Source organism: Streptomyces sp. ICC1 (assembly GCF_003287935.1).
Lineage (GTDB): Bacteria > Actinomycetota > Actinomycetes > Streptomycetales > Streptomycetaceae > Streptomyces > Streptomyces tritrimontium.
The window spans coordinates 8,303,369-8,328,556 of record NZ_CP030287.1; the positions used below are offsets into that span (position 1 = coordinate 8,303,369).

Here is a 25,188-nt window from a genome sequence, read left to right on the forward strand (position 1 = left end):
GTGGATCGTCGGCAGCGTCATATGTGTATAAGAGCCAGGGGTGGTGGTGGGGGCTCACCACTCGGCGAACGAGCCGTCTTCGTGGCGCCACACGGGGTTGCGCCACGCGTCGAAGCGGAACGGCTCGGGGTCGGTGACGTGGTCGAGGAACTCCCGGCGGGTGAAGAGGCGTTCACCGAGGGCGAGGGCGAGGGCGAGGGGGATGTTGGTGGCGTTCACCCGATCGGAGCCGGCCTGCATGCGCTCGGGGAGGACGGGCTCCTGCGCACGCACCGGCTCGGCGCGCCCCTCGATGACGGGCTCGCCCCGGCCGACGACGCCCTCGTCGGTCTCGACGCGCACGAACAGCCGGCGGGGCGGGGCCGTGAACGTCTCGATACGGGTGATCTTCACTGCGGACGGTGTCCTCTCCTGGTGGGGATGGCAGGACGTGTCTGCTGGTGCTGCGGGTAATGCCGGTGCCGCGGATACCACGGGCGCTGCGGACGCCGCTACGGGTACTGCGGGTGGTGCGGTACGGCTGTGTCCCCCTCAGGGGTGGTCGCGGCGGGCCATGTCGAGGAGGTCGAGCACGGCCGCGTGCGCGCCGTCCGCGTCCCCCGCGCGGACCTGGTCCACCACGGCCCGGTGGATCGCGTGCGGGTGCTCGAAGTCCCCCTCGTGCACCGTGCGGTCGCGTTCCACGAGGGCCGGGATGATCACCCGGTACATCTGGGTGAAGAACAGGTTGTGCGAGGCGGTCAGCAGCGCCAGGTGGAACGCGGCGTCCGCCCGTACGTGCAGGACCGGGTCGCTGCCGCTCGCGGCCATCGCCGCCAGCGCCGCGTCCAGCGCGGCCAGGTCCTGCTCGGTCGCCCGTACGGCGGCCAGCGCGGCCGCGGCCGGTTCGATCGAGCGGCGCAGCTCGAGCAGGTCCGAGAAGAAGCAGTCGGGTGCGCCGGCCGCGAGCTTCCAGCGCAGGACGTCGGCGTCGAAGAGGTTCCAGTCGGTGCGCGGGCGCACGAAGGTGCCGCGCTTCTGGCGGGCGTCGAGCAGGCCCTTGGCCATGAGCACCTTGACGGCCTCGCGGAGCACGGTCGTGCTGACGTCGAGCTCTTCCAGGAGCCGGGGGAGGTCGAGCGTTGCCCCCTCGTCGTACGTGCCGTCGAAGATCCGGCGGGCCAGCTCTTCCACTGCGGCCTTGTGGACCCCGCGGCCGGCGTACGCGGCTTCGGTGCTCAACGACGTTTCCCCTCTCCGGGTAGGGTTTTCGGGCCTTTGGTCCCTACTTGACCCCCCGGCAAGGCAAAGACTTGCACAAGTAATCGTTAATTAGCAATTATTGCGCCGGGCTCCGGAATCCCTGATTCCGGCCGCTCCCGTCTACCGCGCGGCGGCCCGGTACCGGCGGCCGACCTGGCACCGGTGGCCGGTCCGGCCTGCCGAAGCGCGGGATCGGGCAAGTACCGCTTCGCGCCGAGACCTCGCTCAGGCGGGCCGGCCGACGGGCCTCCTGGTGGTGGTGCGTGCCCGCTGCTCCCGCGCCGCCTGCTCGGGGTGGCGGGCGCGCCAGTACGGATTGTCGTGCGGCAGGGCGCTGCCGACCCGCCCGTACATGCCGAACCACATCAGCATCACGCCCACCACGAAGCTGAACAGCACGTTCGGGATGTGGAAGGCCAGGAAGTTCAGCCCGGTGTCGAGCAGCGCCAGGTTCAGGAACCCGCTCGCGATGAACAGCAGGCCCAGCACGATGTTGAGGGTCGACGCGAAGCTCCCTCCGATCACCATCCCGGTGAACAGCAGCGCTCCGATGCAGATCGACAGGACGCTCAGCGCGCCGTTGGTGTTCAGGGCGAGCACCGTGTCCCCGCCGGTGTCGAAGAAGCCGACCCGGTCGATGAGCCCCAGGATCCCGAAGACCACCAGCAGCAGCCCGGTCAGGCCCGCGCCGACCCGGTAGACCTTGCTGAGCTTGTGATCGGCGGGCAGGTGGTCATCGAGCCGGGCGTTGACGGGGCGCAGCAGCCGGCGCGCCATCCCCTCGGACGGCTCCGCCGGGTGGGACGGCGGACGGGGCTCGTGGGCGACGTACGGCGCGTAGTTCTCGTGCGACTCGTGGCACCCGTAGAGCGCATGTGGCGCGTAGGACTCAGGCGGTGCGGGAGGCGCCTGGGCCGCGCGGGGCGCGCGGGATGTACGAGGCTTGCGAGACGGCTGGGAAGCGTGGGCGGCCATGGCGCCCTCCTCTGCTCCGTTCCAGCATCCGCCGACGCCCACCCGGGGACAACCCCGGCGCGCTCAGCCGCCTCAGCCGTGGCCCCGCTCGGTCCGGATGTCCGACACCACCCGGTGCGCGGCCGACCGTACGGCCTCCATCTCCTGCAGGAAGGCCCAGTAATCGGGGTGGCGGTCCTCCAGAGCGGCCAGGGCCCGGTCCACCCGGGCCACCGCCTCGTCCAGCGGGCGCGCGTGCCGCGCCTCCGGGACCGTACGGCCCTCCATGGCCAGCCGCTGCGCGTCCCGGATCGCGAACCGCGTCCGCTGCACCTCGCCCTGCGGATCCCGCGCCACCGCCTCCAGCCGCGTCAGCCGCTCCTGGGCCGCCGAGACCGCCTCGTCGGTCGCGTCCAGTGCGACCCGCACCGCCTCCACCAGCGCCGCGACGTCGGCCCAGCGCTGCTGGTCGCGCGCCCGGCCGGCCTCCGCGAGCCGGTCCTCGGCCTGCGCGACATCCCGTACCGCCTGCTCCGGCACCTGCTGGAGGTCCTGCCAGCAGGCCGCGCTGAAACGCCGGCGCAGCTCGCTGAGGACCGGATCCACCCGGTCCGCCCGGTTGCGCAGCGCCTGCGCCCGGGTCCGCAGGCTCACCAGCCGCCGGTCGATCTCCGCGGCCCGCTCCGGGAGGCGCGCCGCCTCGGCCCGTATGGCCTCGGCGTCGCGCAGGATCCGGTCGGCGCGCTGCACGGTCTCCTGCACACCGTGCTGCCCGGCACCCTGGTTCAGCTTGGTCAGCTCCGGCCCCAGCGCCGCGAGCCGGGCGGCCAGGTCGTCGGCCCGCATCCCCTTCCCGCGCACGTCGTCCAGCGCCGTGCTCGCCGCGAGGAGCGCGGCCCTGGCCCGCTCCCGGGCCGGCGCCACCCGGGCCAGCTGCGTCTCGGCCTTGTCCAGCAGAGGCTGCAGCCCCTGCGCGAACCGGTCCAGCTCGCCCTTGACCCGTACGAGCTCGTCCTTGGCCCGGGTCAGTTCCTCCCGGGCCCGCGTCGCGGTGGCCGCCTCCAGCTCCGCGCGGTCGAGGTCGTGCGCGTCGACGGCATCGATGTACACGTGGCTGACCTGGTCGATCCGCTGCCCGAGCGCGACGAATCCCTCGCCCGCCCGGCGCGCCTCCGGTGAACCGTCCGCGGCCGCGATCGTCTCGATCGAGATCCGCAGATCCCGCTGCGCGGTGTCCAGCTCGTAGAACGCCGCGGCGGCGGCGTCCTTGGCCGCCTGCGCGTCCGCCCGCCGACTCTCGTCCCGCCCGCCGCCGAACCATCGCCGGGGTGCCGTCGTCACAGTTGCTCTCTCCCGTACGCGCCCGAATCGCCCCTGCCCCTACCCCGGTCCATTCTCCCTCACGGGAACGGGTTTGCGTGGGGGGTACGCCCTCGATGTAGGCTGTCCACTCATCCACGGGTGCGTAGCTCAGGGGTAGAGCGCTGCTCTTACAAAGCAGATGTCGGCGGTTCGAAACCGTCCGCGCCCACCAGCGAGAAGACCCCCCGCCGTTCACGGCGGGGGGTCTTCTGCATCCAGGAGCGTCTCCGTGCGCCCTTCGTGCTCCTTGCTGCTTCCGGCACCGTGCAAGGGGCGCTCACCTCCGGAGCGCGAGGAGGGGGCGAGGTGGCACAACCCAAGTGTGGCGCGGTGACCTCGGACGGGCAGGGCTGACATCAATGGGGTCGGACGCCGACTGTTTCGGGTGGGGGAGCGGGATAGTGGGGGTATGTGCCGATCCATTAAGACGTTGCGTCCGCCCGCGATTCCGGAGAAGGCGACCGAGGAGGAGATCCGGGCCGCCGCCTTGCAGTACGTGCGGAAGGTGTCCGGGTTCAGGGCGCCCGCCGCGCACAACCAGGAGGCGTTCACCGCCGCCGTCGACGCGATCGCCGAGGCGACGCGGGACCTGCTCGACGGGATCCACGTCAGGGGGGCGGCCGCGGCGGGTTAGGCGAGATCCGTGAGCGGTGGCCAGGCGGCGGCCGGGACCGCGTTTTCTTCCAGGGGGAACACCGCGACCGGGCAGTCGGTGTGGAGGAGTACCGCGTTGGTCACCGAGCCCAGGCGGGGGGAGAGCGGGCGCTTGCGGTGGCGGCCCATGACGATCAGGTCCGCGGCTTGGGAGGCGGCGACCAGGTGACCGGCCGCGTCGCCGGGCGCCGACAACTGCTCGACCGCCACCTCCGGGAACCACCACGGGGCAGGCGGCGCGGCTCGCGCAGGCCAGGCCGTTCGAGCCGAGGAGGGGGCTGGCGGAGCCGCCGCGGCCGCGGGAGCCGAGAAACCATCAGCTGGGCGCCCTCGCCGAGGCCCGGCAGCACGTTGTCGGGGGTTCCCGTGCGGCCGTCGAGGGCCTCGCGGACCCGGATGAGCACGGGGTCGTCGTCCCGGCGCGGCTCGTCGAAGGCGCCGGACAGCGCCGAGCCGATCGTGTCCGTGGAGAGGCGGGCGTGCACGATGCGCAGCGGTGCGCCGGCCATCAGGGCTTGGGAGAGGGCCCATTCCAGGGCCGTTGGAGTTCGCGGAACCGCCCACGGCGGCGATCACGGGGCGCTGGCTCTGGTCCATGGCGGGCTCCTTGTGGGCAGCGGTGCGTGGACCCAGCCTCGCGGGGGCGGACGCCTGGCGGGAGTGCCCGATGGTCCCGAGCGGGTCGGGACCATCAGGCGCTCCCGCCAGGCGTACGGCGTGCGGGACTAGGCGTGGCCCGTGCGGCGGCGGAGGAACCAGGCTCCGGCGCCGAGTGCGGTCGCGACGAGGGCGCCGCCCGCGGCGATCTCGCCCGGGCTCATGGAATCGATGCTGCCGCCGAGCCCGCCGCGGGCCGCGCCCGGGGTGATGTTCAGGGCGACGGTGACGCGCTCGCCGCCGGGGCCGCCGCACTCGAAGGTGACGGGGTGTGAACCGGCGCTGATGTTGCGGGAGGTGGTGGCCGCGCCGAAGAGGTTGGTGGCCTCCGCGTTGCCCGGGGTCAGCCATACGTCGCCGAAGGCGCGCGAGGAGGCCTTGCCGGTACGGGTCCCGCAGCCGGTGACGTTGAGGCTGACCCGGCCGCCGGGGGCGACGTTGGTGGGGGAGACGCTGCCGGAGGGCTGGGCCTGGGCGAGGGTGTGTCGGGGTCGCGAGGGGTCCAGCCGGGCGGTGGTGACGGGTCGCTCATCTCCGGGGCTCCTCGGCGCCGTACGAAATATCCACATCTGTACCTCATGCTGTCTACCCGATGGCCACCGCTTCCGCTCCGGACGGGCGTAATTCGTTCGCGTGGATCGCCCCTCCGCACTAAGCTCGCGCGCTTTGACCGTTCTGCGAACGACACAGCAACGACGTGGGAAACGGAGGGGTGCGGTGCGTGAGACGGCAGCCCGGCGCGCCGGGCTCTACGGGGCGGTCGCGGCCGGGGGCTTCCGCCGGTACGCCACCTACGGGACGGCGACCGCGGCCGGGGTGTTCACCAACACCGTGTTCGGCTTCATCCTCGCGTACACGTACATCGCGCTCTGGGACGAGCGGCCCGGTCTCGGCGGCTACGACCAGTCGCAGGCCCTGACCTTCATGTGGGTCACTCAGGCGCTGCTCGCCGCGGGCGCGCTGATCGGCGGCGGCTTCCAGGAGGAGTTCCAGGAGCGCGTCCGTACGGGTGACATCGCCGTCGACCTGTACCGTCCGGCCGACCTCCAGATGTGGTGGCTGGCGGGCGATCTGGGCCGGGCCGGGTTCCAGCTCCTGGGCCGAGGGGTGGTCCCGCTGGTGGTGGGCGGGCTGGCCTTCCACCTGGCGCTGCCCGCCGACCCGGCGCGCTGGCTGCTGTTCCTGGTCTCCGTCGGCCTGGGGCTGGTGGTGAGCTTCGCGCTGCGCTACCTGCTGGGGCTGGCGGCGTTCTGGCTGATGGACGGGTCCGGGATCAACATGATGGCCACGGTCGCCTCCATCTTCTTCTCCGGGATGCTGCTGCCGCTGACCGTGTTCCCCGGCGGCTTCGGGGAGTTCGTCCGCGTCCTGCCGTGGGCGGCCATGCTCCAGGTGCCGATGGACGTGCTGCTCGGCGAGGGCGCGGGCGCCGGAAGCGCGGCCGGGGCGCTGGGCTTCCAGGCCGCCTGGGCGGCGGCCCTGTTGGGGCTGGGCAGGGTGGTGCAGTCGGCTGCGACGCGCAAGGTGGTGGTCCAGGGTGGCTGACCGGGTGGCCGAGGCGACGACTCCCGTACGCGACCGGCCGGAGCGGGCCCTCCACGGCCCGCTCCCGCCCCGGCGCAACCGGGCCGTGGAGGGCCTGCGCGGCTACGGGCTGATCGCCGCGATGTGGATCCGGTCGACGATGACGTACCGCACGTCCTTCTTCCTCTCCACCCTGGGGAACGCGGCGATCACGCTCCTCGACTTCGTCGCGATCTCCATCATGTTCTCGCACGTGGACGAGCTGGGCGGTTTCACGCTCCCCGAGATCGCACTGCTGTACGGGTCCTGCTCGGCCTCCCTGGGCCTGGCCGACCTGCTGCTCGGCAACACCGACCGGATCGGCACCCGGATCCGGGACGGATCGCTCGACACCATGCTGGTCCGCCCGGTCCCGGTGCTCGCCCAGGTCGCGGCCGACCGGTTCGCGCTGCGCCGGCTGGGGCGCGTCGTACAGGGCCTCGCGGTGCTGGGATGGGCGGTCTCGGAGCTGGACCAACTGCACTGGACGGCCGGGAAGGTGCTGCTGGTGCCCGTGATGATCACGGCCGGGGCGGCGATCTTCGGCGCGGTGATGGTGGCGGGGGCGGCGTTCCAGTTCCTCGCCGGAGATGCGGCGGAGGTGCAGAACTCCTTCACCTACGGCGGCTGCACGATGCTCCAGTACCCGCCGACGGTCTTCGGCAAGGACCTGCTGCGCGGGGTGACCTTCATCGTCCCGCTCGCCTTCGTCAACTGGCTGCCCGCGCTGCACGTGCTGGGCCGGCCCGATCCGCTGGGGCTGCCGGGGTGGGTGGCGTACGCGAGCCCGCTCGTGGCCTTCGCGGTGTTCCTCCCCGCGTCGCTGGCCTGGCGCGCGGGGGTCCGTTCGTACCGCAGCACGGGGAGCTGAGCCCGCATGGCCGATCCGCTGATCTCGCTGGACGAGGTCGAGAAGGTCTTTGACGTACGGCGCCGGGTCGGGTGGATGCGCCGGGAGAAGCGGCAGGTCAGAGCCGTGGACGGGCTCAGTTTCGAGGTGGCGCGGGGCGAGGTGGTCGGCTACATCGGGCCCAACGGCGCCGGCAAGTCGACCACCATCAAGATGCTGACCGGCATCCTCACCCCGAGCGGCGGGGAGCTGCGGGTCGCCGGCATCGACCCGGCGCGGGAGCGGATGCGCCTCGCGCACCGGATCGGGGTGGTGTTCGGGCAGCGCACGACCCTGTGGTGGGACCTGCCGCTGAAGGACTCGTACGGGCTGATGCGGCGGATGTACCGGATCCCGGCGGCGCGGTTCGCGGAGAACATGGAGCGCTGTGTGGACCGGCTGGACCTGGCCGAGCTGCTCGACGTGCCGGTGCGCCAGCTCTCGCTGGGCCAGCGGATGCGCGGGGACATCGCGGCGGCGCTGCTGCACGACCCGGACGTGCTGTACCTGGACGAGCCGACGATCGGGCTGGACGTGGTCAGCAAGGCGAAGGTGCGGGGCTTCCTGCGGCAGCTGAACGAGGAGCTCGGGACGACGGTGCTGCTGACCACGCACGACCTCCAGGACATCGAGCAACTGTGCGAGCGGGTGATGGTGATCGACCACGGGCGGCTGATGTACGACGGGTCGCTGGGCGGACTGCACACGGCCGGCGGGGCGGGGGAGAGCGAGCGGACGCTGGTGGTGGACCTGGAGCGGGAGTTCCCGCCGATCGAGGTGGCCGGGGCGCGGGTGGTCAAGGTGGAGGGTCCGAGGCAGTGGCTGGCCTTCCCGGCGCGGGCTTCGGCCGCGCCGCTGGTGGCGGCGGTGGCGGCGGAGTACCCGCTGCTCGACCTGTCGGTGCGGGAGCCGGACATCGAGGACGTGATCGCGCGGATGTACGCGGGACGGGGATAAATCAGGGAGAACCCTGAGTTGGAGCCGGGTCCAAAGTCATACAACTCTTGGGGGCGACTGCTTAGGCTGGTCCTCATGAGTGACGAGCGGCCTGAGAAGCCGTTGCCCCAGGAGCCGGTGTCGCGGGAGCCGCTGTCGCGGGAGCCGGTGTCGGGCGGGCCGGTGTCGAGCGGACCGGAGCCGCTGTCGCCGGAGCCGGTGTCGCAGGAGCCGGTGTCGCAGGAGCCCGTGCCGAGGGCGCCGGCCTCGTTGGAGAAGGCGCCGCTGCCGGATCTGAGGGCTTCGGACGCGGACCGGGACCGGGTGGTGGACCGGCTGCGCGACGCCGTCGCCGAGGGGCGGCTCGACATGGACGAGTTCGAGGAGCGGCTCGAAGCGGCGTACACGTCCCGTACGTACGCGGAGCTGGAGCCGCTCACCCGGGACCTGCCGGCGCTCGGTGCGACGGCCCCGGTGGCGGCCTCCCCGGTGGGCCCGGCCGCTCCGGTCGGCCTGGCGAAGGGTGTGCCGGCCGGTTCGGAGTCCGCATGGCCGGCCAGGATCGTCGGCGGCGGCCCGGCGGGCGGCCCGGCCATGGCCGTCGCGGTCATGTCGGGCTTCCAGCGCAAGGGCAACTGGACCGTGCCCGCCCTGTTCCACGCGGTGGCGTTCTGGGGCGGTGGCGATCTCGACCTGCGCGAGGCGAACTTCGCCGAGCGCGAGGTCGTGATCAACTGCGTCGCCGTCATGGGCGGCATCCAGATCACCGTGCCGCCGGGCGTCGAGGTCGACGTACGGGGCATCGGCGTCATGGGCGCCTTCGACCAGCGCGACAACCCCGGGCCGCCGGAACCGGGCGCTCCGCGCGTCGTCGTGACGGGCTTCGCGTTCTGGGGCGGGGTGGAGGTCAAGGTCAAGCAGCCGAAGTCGGCTTCGCGCAAGAACGGCCTTCCCCGGTCGGAGCGGCGCAAGGAGCTGTAGGCCGTCCCGTCCCGGGAGCCCATCCGGGCCGCGGGAGGTGCTCGGCGGAGGGGTACGGCCCGCCGCTCCCCGGAGGAGTACGGCGCGCCGGGAACTCTCCGGGCGCCCCGGGAGTCGGATGCTGTGCAGACAAAACCGGCGCCCGGGGGAAGGCAGGAGCACGTGGAGCAGGGCAGCACGACCAAGACACGGGGTGGCTTCGTGTTCAGCGAGGCGGACGAGGAGCGCCGGCGCGGCGTCCGCCGGATGAAGCGGACCGCCACCGGCCTGCTGATCCTGGTGGCGCTGGTCTACGTCGCGGCGAAGTGGGCGGAGCACGCCGGCGCGGGCGGCTGGACGGGGTACGTCGCGGCCGCCGCCGAGGCGGGCATGGTCGGCGCGCTCGCGGACTGGTTCGCGGTCACCGCCCTCTTCCGGCGGCCGCTCGGCCTGCCCATCCCGCACACCGCGATCATCCCGACCAAGAAGGACCAGCTCGGCGTCTCCCTCGGGGAGTTCGTCGGGGAGAACTTCCTCTCCGCGGACGTGGTGCGCACCCGGCTGCACGCGCTGGGCATCGGCGGCCGGCTCGGCTCCTGGCTGGCCGAGCCCGCGCACGCCGACCGGGTCACCGCGGAGCTGGCCACCGCCCTGCGCGGGGCGCTGACGGTCCTGCGGGACTCCGATGTGCAGGCCGTCGTGGGCGAGGCGATCACACGGCGGGCCGAGACGGCGGAGATCGCGCCGGGGATCGGCAAGACGCTGGAGAAGGTCGTCGCGGACGGCGGCCACCGGCGGGTCGTGGACCTGGTGTGCACGCGGGCGCACGACTGGCTGGTCACGCACGCCGAGTCGGTGGAGGCGGCGGTGCAGGGCGGGGCGCCCGGCTGGACCCCGCGGTTCGTGGACCGCAAGATCGGCGACCGCGTGTACAAGGAGCTGCTCCGCTTCGTCCAGGAGATGCGGGACATGCCGGAGCACCCGGCGCGCGGGGCGGTGGACCGCTTCCTCGCCGACTTCGCGGCGGACCTCCAGTCGGACACGGAGACCCGGGCGCGGGTGGAGCGGCTCAAGTCCGAGCTGCTCGCGCGCGACGAGGTGCAGGACGTGATCGCCTCCACCTGGACGGCGGTCCGGTCGATGATCCTCTCGGCGGCGGAGGACGAGCGGAGCGCGCTGCGCCTGCGGGTCCGGTCCTCGCTGATGTCGCTGGGGGCCCGGCTGGCCACGGACGGCCGGCTGCAGGACAAGGTGGAGGGCTGGATCGAGGGTGCCGTGGTCTATGTGGTCACCAACTACCGCGCCGAGATCACCTCGCTGATCACGGACACGGTGGCGGGCTGGGACGCCGAGCACACCTCCCGCAAGATCGAGGCCCACATCGGCCGCGACCTCCAGTTCATCCGCATCAACGGCACGGTGGTCGGCGCGCTGGCGGGCCTGGTGATCTACACGCTGTCGATGGCGCTGGGGGCGTAGGTCGGGCGGGCCGCGGTGCGGACCAGCAGGTCGCTGCCGACGATCTCGGGGCTCATCCGGCGGCCGGTGGTGAACAGGATCGGCACGAGCTTTCCGCCGGCCACGGTGTAGACGCTCAGGGCCGAGCGCCCGGTGGCGCCGTCGGCGGCGATGCACAGCTCGCGCTTCCCGTCCCCGGTCAGGTCCGCGAACTCCCGCGGCCGGACCCCGGCGCGGCCGGGACCCTCCCTCTTCCCTGCGCCGCCGAACCCCTTCCTCGTCCTGCCCCCCCCCGTTCCCGGGCCGGCCCCTCCCGGTGCGCCGCCGCACCGGGACCGGTGTCAGGGCCGGCGGTCCGGTGCGGCGGCGCGGCTCAGGAGGCGGGCTGGTTCCCGTCGTTGTCCGGGTACGCCTCTTCGCGGTGGAAACCGAGGGAGCGCATCACCGGGAAGTCGTTGAACGAGAACAGGCAGGCGTCCTCGGACGCGTCGAGGTTGCGGTGCTCGTGCCAGGCCCAGGACGGGACGCAGAAGACATCGCCCTGCTTCCACTCGAAGCGCTGCCCGGCGACCACCGAGACACCGTGCCCCTTGGCGGCCGTGTAGATCACCGAACCGGTGTGCCGGTGTGCCTTGGTGGCCTGGCCCGGGAGCAGCAGCTGCATGTGCGCGCCCATGGTGGGCATGACCGAGCCGCCGGTCACCGGGTTGGTGTACTCGGCGATGATCCCGTCGTACGGGGAGCCACCGGTGGCCTTGGCCAGGCCGAGCAGGGCCTCGTACGTCGGCTCCCACGGGTAGGCCAGCAGCGGGGAGTAGGGTCGGCTCCACTTCTCGGCGCCGTACGGGAGCAGGTTCGCGGCGTAGGTGAGCACCGAGGAGTTGACCACCTTCCCGGGCCGCTGGTACAGCTCGGGGTGGACCTCGTAGAACCCCGCGTCCAGGGCGTTGACCAGCGGGATGTCCAGGCCGTCCTGCCAGATCACCGGGGCGTCGGTCCCGTCGTTGCCGTGCTCGTGCCAGGTGCCGTTCGGGGTGATGGCGAAGTCGCGGGGGCCGACCTTGAGCTTCTGTCCGTCCACGATGGTCCACGCCCCGGTGCCCTCGTGCACGAAGCGCAGGGCCGCGGCCTGGTGGCGGTGGGCGGTCATCGCCTCGCCCGGGCCCATGATCTGCAGGCCGGTGTAGAGGAGCCCGGCGGCCGCACTGACGTCCCTGCGGCCGGGGTTGACCAGCATCACGACGCGGCGGCCCGCGTCATCGGCCCGGACGAGGTCCAGGGCCTTGTGGACCAGTGGCCGCAGCTCCTCGTAACGCCACAGCACCGGAACGGACTTGGGCTGCGGGTACCAGGGCTCGATGTCATTGGCCACGGTCCACAGCGCGCCGGCCTCCAGGGCCTCGAGCTCGGCGTAGTAGGCGGTGAGTTCGGGGGTGTCGGACACCCGGGCGCGGCCGAGTGCGGTGTCGTCCTGTTCGGTGGTCATGAGCCCTCCTCGGGGGTGGCGGTCAGCGGCGCGGACAGTGGTGCGGACCGGGGCGGCGCGGCCGGCGGGGCGGTGAAAGTGATCGGCAGGCGCGGGCGGTTGTCGACTTCGAGGCGGAAGACGTCGAAGCGGTTGTAGTGCCCGGTGATGTCGTGCATCTGCTTGGGCTGGATGCACCGGGCCAGGTCGATCTCGGCGTAGACGATGCCCTCGACGTCGACGAGCGGCTCCGTGACCGGGCGGCCGTCCGGGCCGAAGATCCCGGACAGGGCGCTGCGCGGGCGGTTGAACAGGGCCCGGACCTCCTCGTCCTCCCCGGCGACGGCGTCGACGATCTCGGGGGAGACGGTCGAGCAGGCGACGACGGAGAAGACCTTGCCCTCGAAGCTGTGGGCGGCGGTCCGTACGGCGATGGCGTCGGCCATGTCGTAGTCGGCGGGTGCCACCGGCAGGGCGATGTAGCAGGCCGCGTGCACGAGTTCGCCCTGCGCCAGGAGCGAGAAGCGGGCCAGGGTGTTGGTGTTCTCCCCGCAGGCGAGGGCGCCGAGCGGGCCGACGGGGGTCGGGTGCACGCGCAGGGAACTGCCGTCGCCACCGGTCCAGGTGAGCTTCTCGGCCCAGGTGGGCACCAGCTTGCGGTGCACGCCGAGCAGTTCGCCGTCGGGGCCGATGGTGAGCAGGGTGTTGTAGAGCACGCCCAGGCTGTGCGGTGCGCGCTCGTTGACGCCGATGACGAGGACGATCCCGTACTGGCGGGCCGCCGCGCGCAGGGTGTCGACGTGCGGGCCGGGGATGTCGATGGAGGCGCGCTGCAGGCGCTCGAACCAGGGCGAGCCCTGGACCGGGTTCATCGTCCAGTTCCAGTACGGGTACCCGGGGACGAACGCCTCCGGGAAGACGACGAGTTCGGCGCCCTTCCCGGCGGCCTCGGCGATCAGGGCGACGGCCTTGTCGACGGTGGCGGCGGGATCGAGGTAGACGGGGGCGGCCTGTACGGCGGCCGCGATGAAGCGGGGCAGGTCACGCTGGGGAGGAATCTCCATGGGATCTCGGCCGTTCCGTTCAGAGGGCCGGCGCGGTGACGCGCGGCAGCCATCGCTGGTGCACCGCCGCGGCGGGCTGCCGCAGCAGTTCGAGGCGGGGCGGGACCCGGTCGGTGCGCGAGGCCGGCGGCCGCGCGCTGCCGGCCCGCCAGGACTGGGCCCAGGGCGCCGCCGGTCCGCGGTAGCCCTGGGCGGCGGCCGCGTGCAGGGTCCACAGGGGGTCGTGGAGCTGGGCCCGGCCCACCGCGCACAGGTCGGCCCGGCCGGCCAGGATCACCGAGTTCACGTCGTCGTACGTGGAGATCGCGCCGACGGCGATGGTCGCCGCCCCGGTGGCGTTGCGGATCAGATCGGCGTAGGGGGTCTGGTAGCTGCGGCCGAAGCGGGGCCGCTCGTGGGACACGACCTCGCCGGTCGAGACGTCGATGGCGTCGGCGCCCGCCGCGGTCAGGGCGCGGGCGATGTGCACGGCGTCCGCCTCGTCCAGTCCGCCCTCGGCCCAGTCGGCGGCCGAGATCCGGACCAGGAGGGCCTTCGTGGCCGGCCACACCGCCCGCACGGCGCCCAGCACTTCGAGCGGGAAGCGCAGCCTGCCGTCCACGGCGCCGCCGTACTCGTCGGTCCGCCGGTTGGTCAGCGGGGACAGGAACCCCGACATCAAGTGGCCGTGCCCGTACTGGAGTTCCAAGACGTCGAAGCCCGCCCGGTCGGCGCGCTCGGCCGCGCGCACGAAGTCCCGTACGACCAGGTCCATGTCGGCGCGGCCCGCCTCGCGGGGCACCGGGACCCCCTCGGCCCACGGCAGCGCGGAGGCGGCCAGCAGCGGCCCCTCGGCCGCCCGGCGGCCGGCGTGCGTCAGCTGGATGCCGAGGCAGGTGTCCGACTGGCCGTGCGCGAAGGCGGTGATCCGCCGCCAGGCGGCCTCCTGCTCGTCGGTCCACAGGCCGGGGCAGCCCGCGTCGGTCCGGCCGTCGGCGCTCACCGCCGTCATGCCGGCGATGACCAGGGCCGCGCCGCCGAGGCTCTGGGTGCCCAGGTGGACGAGGTCGAAGTCCCCCGGGACCCCGTCGCGGGCCGTGGACAGGGCCATGGGCGGTACGACGATCCGGTTGCGCAGGCGCAGGCCGCCGAGCCGGAAGGGCCGGAACATGGGCGGCACCGGCGCCGAGGCGTTGACGGAGGTGGTGAACTCCTCGTCGCGCACCCGCAGGTTGTCGTAGGTGACCCGGCGGCTGCGGGTCAGCAGGTTGAAGGCGAACTGGTGCGGATCCTGGCCCGTGTACCGGTCGATGTTCTCGAACCATTCGAGGCTGGCCTGGGCCGCCCGCTGGGTGGACTCCACGACCGGCTTGCGCTCGTCCTCGTAGGCGGCCAGCGCGCTCTCCACGTCGGGGTGCTCGTGCAGGCAGGCGGCCAGCGCGAGGGCGTCCTCCATGGCGAGCTTGGTGCCGGAGCCGATGGAGAAGTGGGCCGTGTGCGCGGCGTCCCCGAGCAGCACGGTGTTGGCGTGGCGCCAGGTGCGGTTGCGCACGGTGGTGAAGCGCAGCCACTTGGAGTTGTTGGGGATGAGCCGGTGCCCGTCCAGGTGCCCGGCGAGGATTTCCTCGCAGCGTCGGATCCCCTCCTCGTCGCTGGCGCCGGGCGGCAGGTCGATCCCCTCGGACCGCGCGAATCCGCCGCGCCGCCAGGTGTCCTCGTCCATCTCGACGATGAAGGTGGAGCGGGTGTCGTCGTACGGGTACGCGTGCACCTGGAGGGTGCCGAAGTCCCCCTCCTCGACGATGAAGGTGAAGGCCTCGAAGACCTTGTCCGTGCCGAGCCACATGTAGCGGCCCGAGCGCTCGTCGAGATCGGCGCCGAAGGTGTCGGCGTAGGCGGCCCGGGTGGCCGAGCGCACGCCGTCGCAGGCGACCACCAGGTCGTATTCGGCGGCCAGTCGCTCCGGCGGCGGGGACTGGGTCGAATAGCGGACGTCCACCTCCAGAGCGGCGCAGCGCTCCTGGAGGATGCCCAGCAGCCGGCGCCGTCCCAGGGCGGCGAAACCGTGGCCGCCGGAGGTCAGGGTCCGGTCGCGGTGGCGGACGTCGATGTCGCTCCAACGGGCGAACTCCGCCGACATCGCGGCGTGGACGGCGGGATCGGCCTGCGCGATGCCGTCGAGGGTCTCGTCGGAGAAGACCACCCCGAAGCCGAAGGTGTCGTCGGGAGCGTTGCGCTCCCAGACGGTGACCTCCCAGTGCGGGGAGAGCTGCTTGGCCAGGGCGGCGAAGTACAGGCCGCCCGGCCCGCCTCCGATGACTGCTATGCGCACGGGGCGCCTCCTCGGTTGTTCTCGATCAGTTCGGGGGCCTGGCGGCCCGCCTTGGTGAGGACCTCGCGGACCTCGGCCGGCCAGGGGGTGGTCCCGGTGGCGCGGGCGGCGGAGTGGGCGATGACCATGCGGCCGGTGGCGGCCTCCGCACCCTCCTCGCCGTGGACGGTGAAGGCGTAGTGGAGGGAGCTGGTGCCGACCTTGGTGATCCGCAGCTCGGTCCGCACGGCCTCGCCGAACCAGAGCCGGGCCCGGTAGTCGGCCTCGAAGTGGACGCGGGGCGTGCTGCCGAAGAGGTGCGACAGGCCCAGCCGGCGCAGGAGCACGGCCTCGGCGGACTCGACCCAGCGCACGACGGTGGAGTGGTGGTAGTGGCCGGCCGCGTCGGTGTCGGTCCACTCGACGCGGCGGTTGCCGTCCACGCCGGGCCGGGGAGGCGCCCGGGACCCGGGGGATCGGCCGGCGCCGCCGCCGTTGCGACCCGCCCGGGGCGGGTGGGCGGCGCGCCGCGGGGGGGTTGCCGGGGGGGGGGGCTGGCCTCGTGTCCACAGCCCAGCAGCCGCCGTCCGCCGTGCAGGCGACGGTGTCGAACGACCCCGGGTCCAGCGCCCGCCAGGTGCGGCCACCGTCCCGGGTCACGTCCGTGCCCGTCGGGCCCACCGCGAGGGCCGTGCCGGCGCCGTACGGGAACCAGGCCGCGCCCGAGCGGTAGGCCGGCGGCGGGGCCGCCGCCTGCCGCCATGTGCGGCCCCCGTTCGAGGACACCGCCGCGGCCTGCGGGGAGGCCTGCCCGGTGCGGTAGTCACCGCCGACCGCCAGTCCCCTCGTACGGTCCCGGAAGGCCAGGGCGAAGACCCCGCGCGCCGGGTCGCCCGCCGGGACGGTGGAGTCGGCCACCTTCCAGGTCAGGCCGCGGTCCGCGGAGTGCAGGACCCGGGCGAGGGCGCCGCCGCCCGTGGCCAGCCAGACGTCGCGCGACCCGGCCGCCACCAGGCACTGGCCGCTCGCGGCGAAGCCCGCCTCCCCCGGCAGCGCGTCCGGCATCCCCGTGTTCGGGAGCACCCGCCAGCTCCGACCGCCGTCGTCCGTGGACAGGATGCGGAACTTCCCGTCCACCGGGTCGCTCATCGCGAGCCCGTGCCGGGAGTCGAAGAAGGTGAGGCAGTCGTAGAAGGCCCGCGGGTCGGAATTCCGGAAGGTCTCGGTCCACGTGGCTCCGCCGTCCTCCGTGCGCAGCACCCGGGAGGCCTCGCCCTCCCCGATGGACAGGGCCACCGCGCGCCGCCCGTCGAAGGCCTCGATGTCCCGCAGCTCGAGCCCCTCCGCGACGGCCCCCGGCGGCGAGACGTCCCGCCAGCTCCGCCCGCCGTCCGAGGTCCGCAGCACGGTCCCCTTCGAGCCGGCCACCCAGGCCGTGGACCGGCTGACCGCCGCCAGCCCCCGGAAACGGGAGTCCTTGCCGGTCTCCTTCAGTGCCCAACCCGCGCCCCGGAGGTCCGGTGACTCCCCTGCGGCCTGCGCCGGTGAGGCCACCACCCCCAGCAGCAGAGCCGCCGCACACATGCCAACTCCCCAAAGTCTCATGGCGCCGGAAGCTAACGCACCCCGGATTCACCGTCCAGGGCGCGTCCCGGCCACCGCCTCCCGAGGGCGGGCCCGCGCCCTCCGTTCGGGTCGCTCTCCTCCCCGTGCACGAGGCCGCGCGCCTCGACCCCGAGATGCTCCCCAACATCGCCCGGTCCAGCACGTCACCGCGACCGGGGCCACCAAGGCCGAGGTCTACCGCAACGACCTGGTGCCCAAGCAGCAGACCGGCAGCGCCACCGTGCTCGCCGCCCGGCTGAACCTGCTCGACGTCCACGCCACCCCGCGCAGCGGGAAGTGGCTCAACCAGGCCGGTGAGAACCTCCCCGTGACCGTGCTCGGCGACCAGGCCGCACAGCGCCTCGGTGTGACCGCGCCGGGCGAGCGGGTCTGGTTGGGCGGAGAGCCGTACGTCGTCACGGGAATCCTGGCGCCGAACGACCTAGTGCTGTGACCTCATAGGTTCGCCGGGTTGGTGGTCGTGGCGGTTGGATGTGGGGTGGCGTCCGATCCGACCGGTGGAGGTGCGGTGGCCGGGCCTGTCCGTGTGCGCAGGCTCACCGACCAAGAGGGGCAACGGCTGCAGCAGATCGTGCGCCGAGGCAGCACGAGTTCGGTGCGCTATCGGCGCGCGATGATGCTGCTGGCTTCGGCCGGCGGGAACCGCGTCCCGGTGATTGCTCAGCTGGTCCAGGCCGACGAGGACACCGTCCGGGACGTGATCCACCGGTTCAACGAGATCGGCCTGGCCTGCCTGGACCCTCAGTGGGCGGGAGGCCGTCCCCGCCTGCTCAGCACTGACGACGAGGCCTTCGTCATCGAGACGGCCACCACCCGCCCGGTCAAGCTCGGCCAGCCTTTCACCCGCTGGTCACTGCGTAAACTCGCCGCCTACCTGCGCAAAGTCCACATCCGGACCATACGCGACGGCCGCGAGGCATTACGCCGCCTCCTCGCCCGCCGTGGCGTCGCCTTCCAACGCACCAAGACGTGGAAGGCGTCACCCGACCCGGACCGCGAAACGAAACTGGACCGGATCGAGGAAGCCTTGGACCGCTTCCCTGACCGGGTCTTCGCGTTCGACGAATTCGGCCCCCTCGGGATCCGGCCCACCGCAGGCTCGGGCTGGGCCGGCCAGGGCCACCCCGACCGGGTGCCCGCTACCTATCACCGCACCCACGGGGTGCGCTACTTACACGGCTGCTACTCCGTCGGGAGCGACACCTTGGGGGTATCAACCGCCGCAAGAAAGGTGCCGTGAACCCGCTGGCCGCCCTGAAGTCGATCCGCGCCGCCCGGCCCGACGGAGCCCCGATCTACGTGATCATGGACAACCTGTCCGCCCACAAGGGCAGCGACACCCGCCGCTGGGCGGAGAAGAACAAGGTCGAACTGTGCTTCACCCCGACCTGCGCCTCCTGGGCCAACCCGATCGAAGCCCACTTCGGACCACTGCGACAGTTCACCAACTCCAATCACCCGAACCACACCGTCCAGACCCGGGCCCTGCACGCCTACCTGCGGTGGCGCAACGCCAACGCCCGCCACCGAGACGTCCTGGCCGCCGAACGCAAGGAACGCGCCCGCATCCGAAGCGAGAAGGGCATTCGCTGGGGCGGACGACCACTCGGCCAGGCGGCCTGAGACGTCTCAGGGCTCTTGCTGCCCAGGTCGCCACACGTACCGGATGTCCGGCTCGCGTTCCTCGTTGCGGTAACCGTCGGTGCACTCAGCAGCGGCGAAGCTGTGCCGCTCGTAGAAGCGCCGCGCCGACTCGTTGACCTGGAACGTCCACAGCGCCAACCCGGCCGGACGACATTGCTTCGCCTGGTGCACCAGGCGGCCGCCGATCCCCCGGCCCTGCCAGGCGGGATCAAGATAGAGCTGGTCCAGGTCTTCGCCGTCCAGCACCATCATCCCGACCACCGAACCTTCGACTGTCGCCACCCACGTCTCGAGGTCGGGCACCACCACTTCCCCGAACCAGGACCGGACCTGGTCGTCCGTATGCGCTCGGCGCACGCTCGGAAGCGCCGCCGTGAAGGAACGCAGCCAGACCTCGGCCACCGCGGCAGCGTCGGACTCGACCGCTCGACGGACGACAAAGTTGTTGCTCTCCACAGCGACGCATGATCGCAGACACACGATGCGGCCGCATCCGACTTCTCCACGACGCTCGGACCGGAATCCGGTGAACCTATGCGGTCAGAGCACTAGCCCCCGAACTCGGCCCCGCCGCCGTGGCCGGCTGGCCCCAGGCCGCGGCCCGGCTGGGCGCGGACGGCACCGCCGCCGCCGGCTACCTGCGCTCCCACCCCGAACGCGTCCCCGACGTGCAGTCCGTGGCCGGCGCCACCGCGAACGGCCCATCCGAGCAGGGTCGCCGTCAGCCGGCCGTCCGACCTCCTCACGGCACGCGGCGAGGCGAAGCGCGCGCTCAGCGGGCTGGCCCTCGCACTCGCCGCGGCTACGCCCTCGCCCAGGGCCGGCCGCCCTCCATCACGCTCCACACCGTCGCCGCCTGCCCGCTCGTCTCCGTGCTGGTGGCCGCCGTCGCCGGAATCCACCCGGCCTTGCGCGCGGCCGGGGCGTCCCCCACGGACGCCCTGCGATCGGCCTGAGGAACGGACCGGGGGCCACAGGCCGTCCTCCGGGCCGCGCGCTCCGGCGCGGCTGGCCGGCCGGCCGGTCAGCGTCTCGCGGACGCGGCGCGGAGGACGGCCTCCTCGGTCTCCCGGCTCAGGCCTGGGTCGGGTCCTCGGGGATCGGGTGCACCTCTACGGGGTCGTTGGAGGGCTTCCCGCCCGCGCCGGGGCACGCCGACGCCCGGGCGGCGATCTCCAGGGCCCGGTCCTCGCTCTTGACGTCGACCACCCAGTACCCGGCCAGGATGTGCCCCTCCTGGGCCGGCCCGTCCGTCACCTGCGGACGCCCGTCGCTTCCGGCACGCACCGTCTTGACCAGCGAGGGGCCGCCGAGGCCCTGCCCCTCGACCCACTCGCCGGCGGCGGTGAGGTCATCGTTGAGGGCGCCCATGTGGGCGAACATGGCCTCCATGTCGTCCTTGGAGTACGCCGTCATGATGGCGTCCCACTGATCGGCCGGCACGTTCATCTGGATCATGTACTTCATGTTCCTCACCCTTCCGGGGCGGCTGCTGGGCTTCTCCGACTTCTCGGCTTCTCGGCCTCTCGGGCCTACGAAGGGGTAGACAGCCGGGCGCCGCGAAACTCATCGGCTTTCCCGCCATCACATCACCGGGAGCGGCCGAGGGGGTCTTCTCGTGGGTGTCCTCGGCGCCGGATGGCGGGGGAAAGGCCGGCGCGGGAGGCTTGAGGCATGCGATGGCGTGTGCCAGGTGCGGTGGCGGCTGTGGTGGCCGCCGTCCTGCTGGTGGCCACCACAGCCGCCACCCCGCCGCCGGGCGGGGGCGACACCGAGCAGCGGGTGGACATCGGCGGCGGGCGGAGCCTGTACCTGCGGTGCTCGGGCTCCGGGAGCCCGAGCGTGGTGCTGCTGGCCGGGCTGCACGAGGCCTCCGACCCGTGGTCGCTGACCGACACCGCCCCGCCCGTGCCGAAGGCCCCGGCGGTGCTGCCGGGAGTGGCCGCGTTCACCCGGGTCTGCACCTACGACCGGCCGGGCACCATCCGCTACACGCAGCCACCCGAGCTCACCGACCGCAGCACACCCGTACGGGGGACCCGGGCCCTGCCCGACATGGTCGAGGACCTGGACCGGGTGCTGACGGCCGGGCACGTACCCGGCCCGTACCTGCTGGTGGGGCACTCCTTCGGCGGGATGCTCGCGCTGCGGTACGCCCAGGAGCATCCGGAGCGCACGCGCGGGCTGGTCCTGGTCGACGCGCTGGGACCGGCCCTGAAGCCCGCGATGGGGGCGGACTGGGCGGCGTACGTCGAAGCGCTGCGGCATCCGGGTACGCCCTTCGACGCCGATCCGGACTTCGAGCAGGTCGACATCGACGGCGGGGTCACCGCCATCGACCGGGGCGGCCCGCTCCCCCCGGTCCCGGTCGCGGTGCTCAGCAAGACCGCGCCCTTCGCCGCGCCGCCCACGATGTCCAAGGACCTGCTGGCGAAGCTGGAGAAGGCGTGGCCCAAGGCCCAGCAGGCCCTGGTGGGCCTGCGCCCGCAGACCCCGCACCTGCTGGCGACCGGTAGCGACCACTACGTCCAGCTCCACGACCCGGACCTCACGATCGCGGCGGTCCGCCTCGTCGCGGACCGGGCCACGGCCCAGCCGAAGACAACGGCAGGCATCTGACTCTCCGGTCTGCGATCAGCGGCGGTGAATGATGTGACCGTACCAGATAGTTTTGTTGCAGACGATTTATTTCGGATCGACTTGTTAGGCTGGGAGGCATGACTGCCATGGCGCCCACCCGGACCGAGCCCGACCTCTCCTTCCTCCTGGACCACACCAGCCACGTCCTGCGCACGCGGATGGCGGCGGCCCTCGCCGAGATCGGTCTCACCGCCCGCATGCACTGCGTCCTCGTGCACGCCCTGGAGGAGGAGCGCACCCAGATCCAGCTCGCCGAGATCGGCGACATGGACAAGACGACGATGGTCGTCACCGTCGACGCCCTGGAGCGGGCCGGACTCGCCGAGCGGCGGCCGTCCACCAAGGACCGCCGGGCCCGCGTCATCTTCGTCACCGAGCGGGGCGCGGCCATCGCGGGGGAGAGCGCCCGCATCGTCGACCAGGTGCACGCCGACGCCCTCGCCTCCCTCGGGGACAAGGACCGCGCGGCCCTGCTGCACGGTCTGAAGCAGCTGGCCGGGGGCGGTCTGGAAACCCCGTCGCAGAGCCCGCGCCCGGCCCGCCGGGCCCGCCAGTAGGGGCCCCGGCCCTCGCCCGCGTCCCCCGGATGGCCCCGTCACAGGGCCGCCGGGCGGCTTCTGGCAGACAGTGGGAAGAGGGCACTCTGCCCCAGGGGGCACCACCATGCCGGAGGCGTACGCACATGGGACTGTTCGACTTCATGAGGTCCGACAAGAAGAAGGAACAAGCCGAGAAGGCGGCCGAGAAGGCGGCTGAGCAGGTACAACAGCAGGCCGCGGCGGCGCCCGCGCCCCCGGCCGCGATGCCCGGCGGCGCCGCCGCCAAGTACACCGACTCGGCGGCGGCCACCAAGGCGGCCGCGGAGCGCATGGCGGCCGCGGCGCCGAAGCCCGCGCCCGCACCGCCCGCCGCGCCGCCCGCGGCCCCGCGCATGACGCACACGCCCACCCCGGCCTCGGCCGCGCACAAGGCGGTGCCCGCGGCGCCGAAGCCCGCGCCCAAGGCGCAGCGCACGTACACCGTCCGCCCGGGCGACTCGCTCTCCGCGATCGCCCGCCGCGAGCTCGGCAACGAGGGCCGCTGGCGCGAGCTCTACGCCATGAACAAGGGCGTCATCGGCTCCAACCCCGACATGATCCACCCGGGCATGAAGCTCAACCTCCCCGGCTAGATCCCCTGTCGTCGCAGGACGCAGCACGCAGAACGCGGGAAACACGAGAGGGGCCCGGATCCTTTCCAGGATCCGGGCCCCTCCCACGTGCCCCGCCGGGTGGGTCAGCGGTGCTTGCGCTTCGCGTCCTCCGCGTCGATCCGGGCCTCCGCGGCCTCGGCCTCCGCTTCCAGCGCCGACGAGGGCAGCGAGCCGGGATCGGACTCCGCCCCCGCCTCGCGCTCCTTGACCGCCAGCTCGTCCTCGAAGCTCCCCTGGGCCGCCTCGTCGCGCGCCGACAGCTCGGTGGCCGCCGGCGGCTCGACGAGCCAGTCCGGGTTCGACTGCTGGTCCCACCACTTCCACGCGGCGTAGGCCCCGCCGGCCAGTACGCCGACCAGCGCGGCGCCCTTGAGCAGCCGGCCCGTGCGGGCCCGGCGCTCGTGCTTGCGGACCAGCTTCTGCACCTCCTTCGCCGACACCTGACCGCGCAGCGCCGCCAGCGTGGCCGTCGATCGCGAAGAGAGCTCCTCGGCCACCGGCTGCGCCGCCGCGAGCGCGCTCTCGATCCGCGGCTGCGTGTAGTCGGCCGCCTGGCGAACCGCCCGGCGGGACTGCTTCACCGCGTTCACCGCGGCCCGGTCGACGTTCGGCGGCACGTGCGTGCGCGCCGCTCTGATCCGGGGCTGCACATGGCAGCCGTAGGTGGTGCGGGCCTGCCGGGCGGCCGCGTCGGCCGCGGACGACACCTTCGGCGCCAGTCGCTCATTTGCCTCTTGGGCGTAGTGCACCGCTGCATCCTTGGCGGATTCTGCGTACGGTGCCACCACTTCCGCTGCGTGCAGGAAACTCTCCCTGGCACTTTCGGCTGCCAGGCGCACGCTTTCCTTGCGGGTCACGGGATCCTCCTCCTCGGTGGCGGACACAGTTCACCTTTCCACCCTTTGTCGGATCATGCCTCCCATACCGCTGACCGGCATGCGCGACAGGGCATACGAGTGGACGATTTCAGTCCCGTGCGGCCCTCCGTGGGAGGATCTGGAACCGACAGTGATGACCAGTGATGACTAGGGAAGGCAGATCCGTGGCCGAGAAGCTCTACGCCACCCTGAAGACCAGCCACGGCGACATCGAGATCGAGCTGCTGGAGAACTTCGCTCCGAAGACCGTGCGCAACTTCGTGGAACTGGCCACCGGCGCCCGCGAGTGGACGCGCCCCACGGACGGCCAGAAGACCACGGACCCGCTCTACGACGGCACCGTCTTCCACCGCGTGATCAGCGGGTTCATGATCCAGGGCGGCGACCCGCTCGGCAACGGCACCGGCGGCCCGGGCTACCAGTTCGCCGACGAGTTCCACCCCGACCTGGCCTTCACCAAGCCGTACCTGCTCGCGATGGCCAATGCCGGCCCGAACACCAACGGCTCGCAGTTCTTCATCACCGTGGCCCCCACCGCCTGGCTGACGCGCAAGCACACCATCTTCGGCGAGGTCGCCGACGAGGCCAGCCGGAAGATCGTGAAGACGATCGCCGCCGGCGCCACCAACCCGCGCACCGAGCGCCCCCTCGACGACGTGGTCATCCAGTCCGTCGTCGTGCACAAGGGCTGACCCGGAGCCCGGGAACCTTTCGCATCCGCCCGTCCGTACTCGATGCGTACCGGACGGGCGCGGCGGATCCGCCGCCCCGCCGCCGACCGAGGGCACCGAGGGGACCGATGGACACCGAGCGTCTTCCGGGCTGCTACCGCCACCCGGACCGCGAGACCGGGATCAGCTGCACGCGCTGCGAGCGGCCGATCTGCCCCGCGTGCATGATCAGCGCCTCGGTCGGCTTCCAGTGCCCCGCGTGCGTCCGCGGGGGCTCGGGCACCGGCCGCGGGCCCGCCGCCAACGCCCCGCGGACCATCGCGGGCGGGGTGGTCGCCGCCGATCCGCACCTGGTCACCAAGATCATGATCGGGATCAACGCGGCGGTGTTCCTCGCGGCCGCGGCCCTGCCCGCCCTGCCGCTCGACCTGGGGCTGATCGCCCATCTGAGGCGGGTGTGGGGCGGGCCGCTCGAAGGCGTCGCCGCCGGTGAGTACCACCGCCTGCTGACCTCGGCGTTCCTGCACGTCGAGTGGTGGCACATCGCCGGCAACATGCTCGGCCTGTGGTTCCTCGGCTGCCCGCTGGAGCAGGCGCTGGGCCGCGTCCGCTACCTCGCCCTCTACCTGCTGTCGGCCCTGGGCGGCAGCGCCCTCGCCTATCTGCTGAGCGCGCCGGACACCATGACGTACGGCGCGTCCGGGGCGGTCTTCGGCCTGCTCGGCGCCGGCCTGGTGCTGGCCCGCCGGACGAGGGACGAGACGGGCCCGCTGGTCACCGTGCTGGTGATCATGCTGGCGCTGACCTTCGTGCCAGGGCTGTACGTGTCCTGGGAGGCCCACATCGGTGGTCTGGCCGGCGGTGCGCTGGTCGGGCTGGGCCTGCTGTGGCCCGCCACGGGCCACAGCACGCGGCATCGCAAACTCGTCCAGTGGGGCACCTGTGCGGCGGTGTTCCTGCTGGCGGCAGCCGTGATCGCGGTCCGGACGGCCGGACTTCCCGCACTCACCTGATCACACCGGCGTCAACTCTCCACAGAGTTA

At 72.8% G+C, this 25,188-nt stretch carries 29 protein-coding genes, 1 tRNA gene and 1 pseudogene; 17 read left to right on the forward strand and 14 right to left on the reverse strand.

Going from position 1 to position 25,188, the window contains the following annotated elements:
- Positions 1-54 precede the first annotated feature (54 nt).
- From DRB96_RS46420 to DRB96_RS38910, 4 genes are all read right to left on the reverse strand, one after another.
- Complete coding sequence (locus DRB96_RS46420) at positions 55-393, reverse strand: hypothetical protein (protein WP_112452629.1); 339 nt, start codon at positions 391-393, stop codon at positions 55-57.
- A gap of 138 nt (positions 394-531) precedes the next feature.
- The gene (locus tag DRB96_RS38900; RefSeq protein WP_112452630.1) at positions 532-1,221 is read right to left on the reverse strand and encodes an FCD domain-containing protein; all 690 of its coding nucleotides are present in this window, start codon (positions 1,219-1,221) and stop codon (positions 532-534) included.
- Between the two features lie 246 nt (positions 1,222-1,467).
- A complete protein-coding gene (locus tag DRB96_RS38905) occupies positions 1,468-2,019 on the reverse strand; it encodes a DUF4383 domain-containing protein (RefSeq protein WP_112452631.1) in 552 nt (183 codons plus the stop codon).
- A gap of 270 nt (positions 2,020-2,289) precedes the next feature.
- Positions 2,290-3,537 (reverse strand): hypothetical protein, encoded by a 1,248-nt coding sequence (locus DRB96_RS38910; RefSeq protein ID WP_112452632.1) that lies wholly within the window; start codon positions 3,535-3,537, stop codon positions 2,290-2,292.
- A gap of 118 nt (positions 3,538-3,655) precedes the next feature.
- On the opposite strand from DRB96_RS38910, the gene DRB96_RS38915 reads away from it, so the two are divergent.
- Positions 3,656-3,730: transfer RNA gene (locus tag DRB96_RS38915), tRNA-Val, on the forward strand.
- Positions 3,731-3,967: 237 nt separating this feature from the next.
- On the forward strand, positions 3,968-4,192 hold the full coding sequence (locus DRB96_RS38920) for a DUF2277 domain-containing protein (RefSeq protein ID WP_112452633.1): 225 nt from the start codon (positions 3,968-3,970) through the stop codon (positions 4,190-4,192).
- On the opposite strand, the gene DRB96_RS46425 is transcribed toward DRB96_RS38920, so the two are convergent.
- Positions 4,189-4,422 carry a universal stress protein gene (locus DRB96_RS46425; RefSeq protein ID WP_343234672.1) on the reverse strand — a complete coding sequence of 78 codons (234 nt, stop codon included), beginning with the start codon at positions 4,420-4,422 and terminating at the stop codon, positions 4,189-4,191. The two genes, DRB96_RS38920 and DRB96_RS46425, sit on opposite strands and share 4 nt — an antisense overlap.
- 515 nt (positions 4,423-4,937) lie before the next feature.
- Positions 4,938-5,438: a hypothetical protein gene (locus DRB96_RS38930; protein ID WP_204357926.1), complete on the reverse strand. Its 501-nt coding sequence runs from the start codon at positions 5,436-5,438 to the stop codon at positions 4,938-4,940.
- A 148-nt stretch (positions 5,439-5,586) separates the two neighbouring features.
- Here DRB96_RS38930 and DRB96_RS38935 point away from each other — a divergent pair, with 148 nt between their 5' ends.
- The 5 genes from DRB96_RS38935 (at position 5,587) to DRB96_RS38955 (ending at position 10,696) form a co-directional block, all read left to right on the forward strand.
- Positions 5,587-6,414, forward strand: a complete 828-nt coding sequence (locus tag DRB96_RS38935; RefSeq protein WP_112452634.1) for an ABC-2 family transporter protein — start codon at positions 5,587-5,589, stop codon at positions 6,412-6,414.
- 121 nt (positions 6,415-6,535) lie between these two features.
- Positions 6,536-7,303 carry an ABC transporter permease gene (locus DRB96_RS38940; RefSeq protein WP_112454302.1) on the forward strand — a complete coding sequence of 256 codons (768 nt, stop codon included), beginning with the start codon at positions 6,536-6,538 and terminating at the stop codon, positions 7,301-7,303.
- A 6-nt stretch (positions 7,304-7,309) separates the two neighbouring features.
- Positions 7,310-8,278 (forward strand): ATP-binding cassette domain-containing protein, encoded by a 969-nt coding sequence (locus tag DRB96_RS38945; RefSeq protein WP_112452635.1) that lies wholly within the window; start codon positions 7,310-7,312, stop codon positions 8,276-8,278.
- A 75-nt stretch (positions 8,279-8,353) separates the two neighbouring features.
- Positions 8,354-9,238, forward strand: coding sequence for a DUF1707 domain-containing protein (locus tag DRB96_RS38950; protein WP_343234673.1), 885 nt, complete (start codon positions 8,354-8,356; stop codon positions 9,236-9,238).
- A 162-nt stretch (positions 9,239-9,400) separates the two neighbouring features.
- Complete coding sequence (locus DRB96_RS38955; protein ID WP_239516589.1) at positions 9,401-10,696, forward strand: DUF445 domain-containing protein; 1,296 nt, start codon at positions 9,401-9,403, stop codon at positions 10,694-10,696.
- On the opposite strand, the gene DRB96_RS46145 is transcribed toward DRB96_RS38955, so the two are convergent.
- The 5 genes from DRB96_RS46145 to DRB96_RS38975 form a co-directional block, all read right to left on the reverse strand.
- The gene (locus DRB96_RS46145; RefSeq protein ID WP_275432053.1) at positions 10,666-10,800 is read right to left on the reverse strand and encodes a hypothetical protein; all 135 of its coding nucleotides are present in this window, start codon (positions 10,798-10,800) and stop codon (positions 10,666-10,668) included. The genes DRB96_RS38955 and DRB96_RS46145 overlap by 31 nt on opposite strands.
- Before the next feature lie 248 nt (positions 10,801-11,048).
- Entirely contained in the window at positions 11,049-12,161 is a 1,113-nt protein-coding gene (locus DRB96_RS38960; RefSeq protein WP_112452637.1) for a cupin domain-containing protein, read from the reverse strand.
- Positions 12,158-13,204, reverse strand: a complete 1,047-nt coding sequence (locus DRB96_RS38965; RefSeq protein ID WP_112452638.1) for a carbon-nitrogen hydrolase family protein — start codon at positions 13,202-13,204, stop codon at positions 12,158-12,160. Before DRB96_RS38965 ends, DRB96_RS38960 begins: the two co-directional genes overlap by 4 nt.
- 19 nt (positions 13,205-13,223) lie before the next feature.
- Positions 13,224-15,515 (reverse strand): FAD-dependent monooxygenase, encoded by a 2,292-nt coding sequence (locus tag DRB96_RS38970; RefSeq protein WP_112452639.1) that lies wholly within the window; start codon positions 15,513-15,515, stop codon positions 13,224-13,226.
- Positions 15,506-15,937 carry an acyl-CoA thioesterase gene (locus DRB96_RS38975; protein ID WP_112452640.1) on the reverse strand — a complete coding sequence of 144 codons (432 nt, stop codon included), beginning with the start codon at positions 15,935-15,937 and terminating at the stop codon, positions 15,506-15,508. Before DRB96_RS38975 ends, DRB96_RS38970 begins: the two co-directional genes overlap by 10 nt.
- A gap of 119 nt (positions 15,938-16,056) precedes the next feature.
- On the opposite strand from DRB96_RS38975, the gene DRB96_RS43450 reads away from it, so the two are divergent.
- From DRB96_RS43450 to DRB96_RS38990, 4 genes and pseudogenes are all read left to right on the forward strand, one after another.
- Positions 16,057-16,227: a hypothetical protein gene (locus DRB96_RS43450; protein ID WP_162689137.1), complete on the forward strand. Its 171-nt coding sequence runs from the start codon at positions 16,057-16,059 to the stop codon at positions 16,225-16,227.
- A 243-nt stretch (positions 16,228-16,470) separates the two neighbouring features.
- The gene (locus tag DRB96_RS38980) at positions 16,471-16,686 is read left to right on the forward strand and encodes a hypothetical protein (RefSeq protein ID WP_162689138.1); all 216 of its coding nucleotides are present in this window, start codon (positions 16,471-16,473) and stop codon (positions 16,684-16,686) included.
- A 624-nt stretch (positions 16,687-17,310) separates the two neighbouring features.
- Entirely contained in the window at positions 17,311-17,553 is a 243-nt protein-coding gene (locus tag DRB96_RS38985; protein ID WP_112452642.1) for an ABC transporter permease, read from the forward strand.
- A 75-nt stretch (positions 17,554-17,628) separates the two neighbouring features.
- Positions 17,629-18,743 (forward strand): annotated as a pseudogene (locus DRB96_RS38990) (IS630 family transposase).
- 6 nt (positions 18,744-18,749) lie between these two features.
- Here the strand turns inward: DRB96_RS38990 and DRB96_RS38995 are convergent.
- Positions 18,750-19,220 carry a GNAT family N-acetyltransferase gene (locus DRB96_RS38995; RefSeq protein WP_112452643.1) on the reverse strand — a complete coding sequence of 157 codons (471 nt, stop codon included), beginning with the start codon at positions 19,218-19,220 and terminating at the stop codon, positions 18,750-18,752.
- 119 nt (positions 19,221-19,339) lie between these two features.
- Here DRB96_RS38995 and DRB96_RS39000 point away from each other — a divergent pair, with 119 nt between their 5' ends.
- Positions 19,340-19,720, forward strand: a complete 381-nt coding sequence (locus tag DRB96_RS39000; protein WP_112452644.1) for a hypothetical protein — start codon at positions 19,340-19,342, stop codon at positions 19,718-19,720.
- A 118-nt stretch (positions 19,721-19,838) separates the two neighbouring features.
- Here DRB96_RS39000 and DRB96_RS39005 read toward each other — a convergent pair whose 3' ends face one another.
- Positions 19,839-20,231 carry a YciI family protein gene (locus DRB96_RS39005; protein ID WP_239516585.1) on the reverse strand — a complete coding sequence of 131 codons (393 nt, stop codon included), beginning with the start codon at positions 20,229-20,231 and terminating at the stop codon, positions 19,839-19,841.
- A gap of 207 nt (positions 20,232-20,438) precedes the next feature.
- Here DRB96_RS39005 and DRB96_RS39010 point away from each other — a divergent pair, with 207 nt between their 5' ends.
- The 3 genes from DRB96_RS39010 (at position 20,439) to DRB96_RS39025 (ending at position 22,575) form a co-directional block, all read left to right on the forward strand.
- Entirely contained in the window at positions 20,439-21,383 is a 945-nt protein-coding gene (locus DRB96_RS39010; protein ID WP_112452645.1) for an alpha/beta hydrolase, read from the forward strand.
- A 98-nt stretch (positions 21,384-21,481) separates the two neighbouring features.
- The gene (locus DRB96_RS39015) at positions 21,482-21,961 is read left to right on the forward strand and encodes a MarR family winged helix-turn-helix transcriptional regulator (protein ID WP_112452646.1); all 480 of its coding nucleotides are present in this window, start codon (positions 21,482-21,484) and stop codon (positions 21,959-21,961) included.
- A 125-nt stretch (positions 21,962-22,086) separates the two neighbouring features.
- Complete coding sequence (locus DRB96_RS39025) at positions 22,087-22,575, forward strand: LysM domain-containing protein (RefSeq protein ID WP_239516591.1); 489 nt, start codon at positions 22,087-22,089, stop codon at positions 22,573-22,575.
- A 104-nt stretch (positions 22,576-22,679) separates the two neighbouring features.
- On the opposite strand, the gene DRB96_RS39030 is transcribed toward DRB96_RS39025, so the two are convergent.
- Positions 22,680-23,453: a DUF5324 family protein gene (locus tag DRB96_RS39030; RefSeq protein WP_112454308.1), complete on the reverse strand. Its 774-nt coding sequence runs from the start codon at positions 23,451-23,453 to the stop codon at positions 22,680-22,682.
- A 185-nt stretch (positions 23,454-23,638) separates the two neighbouring features.
- Between DRB96_RS39030 and DRB96_RS39035 the strand changes: the two genes are divergently transcribed.
- Entirely contained in the window at positions 23,639-24,166 is a 528-nt protein-coding gene (locus DRB96_RS39035) for a peptidylprolyl isomerase (RefSeq protein ID WP_112452648.1), read from the forward strand.
- A 107-nt stretch (positions 24,167-24,273) separates the two neighbouring features.
- On the forward strand, positions 24,274-25,158 hold the full coding sequence (locus DRB96_RS39040; protein WP_112452649.1) for a rhomboid family intramembrane serine protease: 885 nt from the start codon (positions 24,274-24,276) through the stop codon (positions 25,156-25,158).
- The last annotated feature ends 30 nt before the right edge of the window (positions 25,159-25,188 follow it).

Bases quoted from the DNA above. Each gene is read 5' to 3' on its own strand.
- DRB96_RS38905 (WP_112452631.1), bottom strand. From the start codon at position 2,019: ATGGCGCGCCGGCTGCTGCGCCCCGTCAACGCCCGGCTCGATGACCAC.
- DRB96_RS38920 (WP_112452633.1), top strand. From the start codon at position 3,968: ATGTGCCGATCCATTAAGACGTTGCGTCCGCCCGCGATTCCGGAGAAG.
- DRB96_RS38930 (WP_204357926.1), bottom strand. From the start codon at position 5,438: ATGTGGATATTTCGTACGGCGCCGAGGAGCCCCGGAGATGAGCGACCC.
- DRB96_RS38940 (WP_112454302.1), top strand. From the start codon at position 6,536: ATGTGGATCCGGTCGACGATGACGTACCGCACGTCCTTCTTCCTCTCC.
- DRB96_RS38945 (WP_112452635.1), top strand. From the start codon at position 7,310: ATGGCCGATCCGCTGATCTCGCTGGACGAGGTCGAGAAGGTCTTTGAC.
- DRB96_RS38950 (WP_343234673.1), top strand. From the start codon at position 8,354: ATGAGTGACGAGCGGCCTGAGAAGCCGTTGCCCCAGGAGCCGGTGTCG.
- DRB96_RS38960 (WP_112452637.1), bottom strand. From the start codon at position 12,161: ATGACCACCGAACAGGACGACACCGCACTCGGCCGCGCCCGGGTGTCC.
- DRB96_RS38965 (WP_112452638.1), bottom strand. From the start codon at position 13,204: ATGGAGATTCCTCCCCAGCGTGACCTGCCCCGCTTCATCGCGGCCGCC.
- DRB96_RS39005 (WP_239516585.1), bottom strand. From the start codon at position 20,231: ATGAAGTACATGATCCAGATGAACGTGCCGGCCGATCAGTGGGACGCC.
- DRB96_RS39010 (WP_112452645.1), top strand. From the start codon at position 20,439: ATGCGATGGCGTGTGCCAGGTGCGGTGGCGGCTGTGGTGGCCGCCGTC.
- DRB96_RS39015 (WP_112452646.1), top strand. From the start codon at position 21,482: ATGACTGCCATGGCGCCCACCCGGACCGAGCCCGACCTCTCCTTCCTC.
- DRB96_RS39025 (WP_239516591.1), top strand. From the start codon at position 22,087: ATGGGACTGTTCGACTTCATGAGGTCCGACAAGAAGAAGGAACAAGCC.
- DRB96_RS39040 (WP_112452649.1), top strand. From the start codon at position 24,274: ATGGACACCGAGCGTCTTCCGGGCTGCTACCGCCACCCGGACCGCGAG.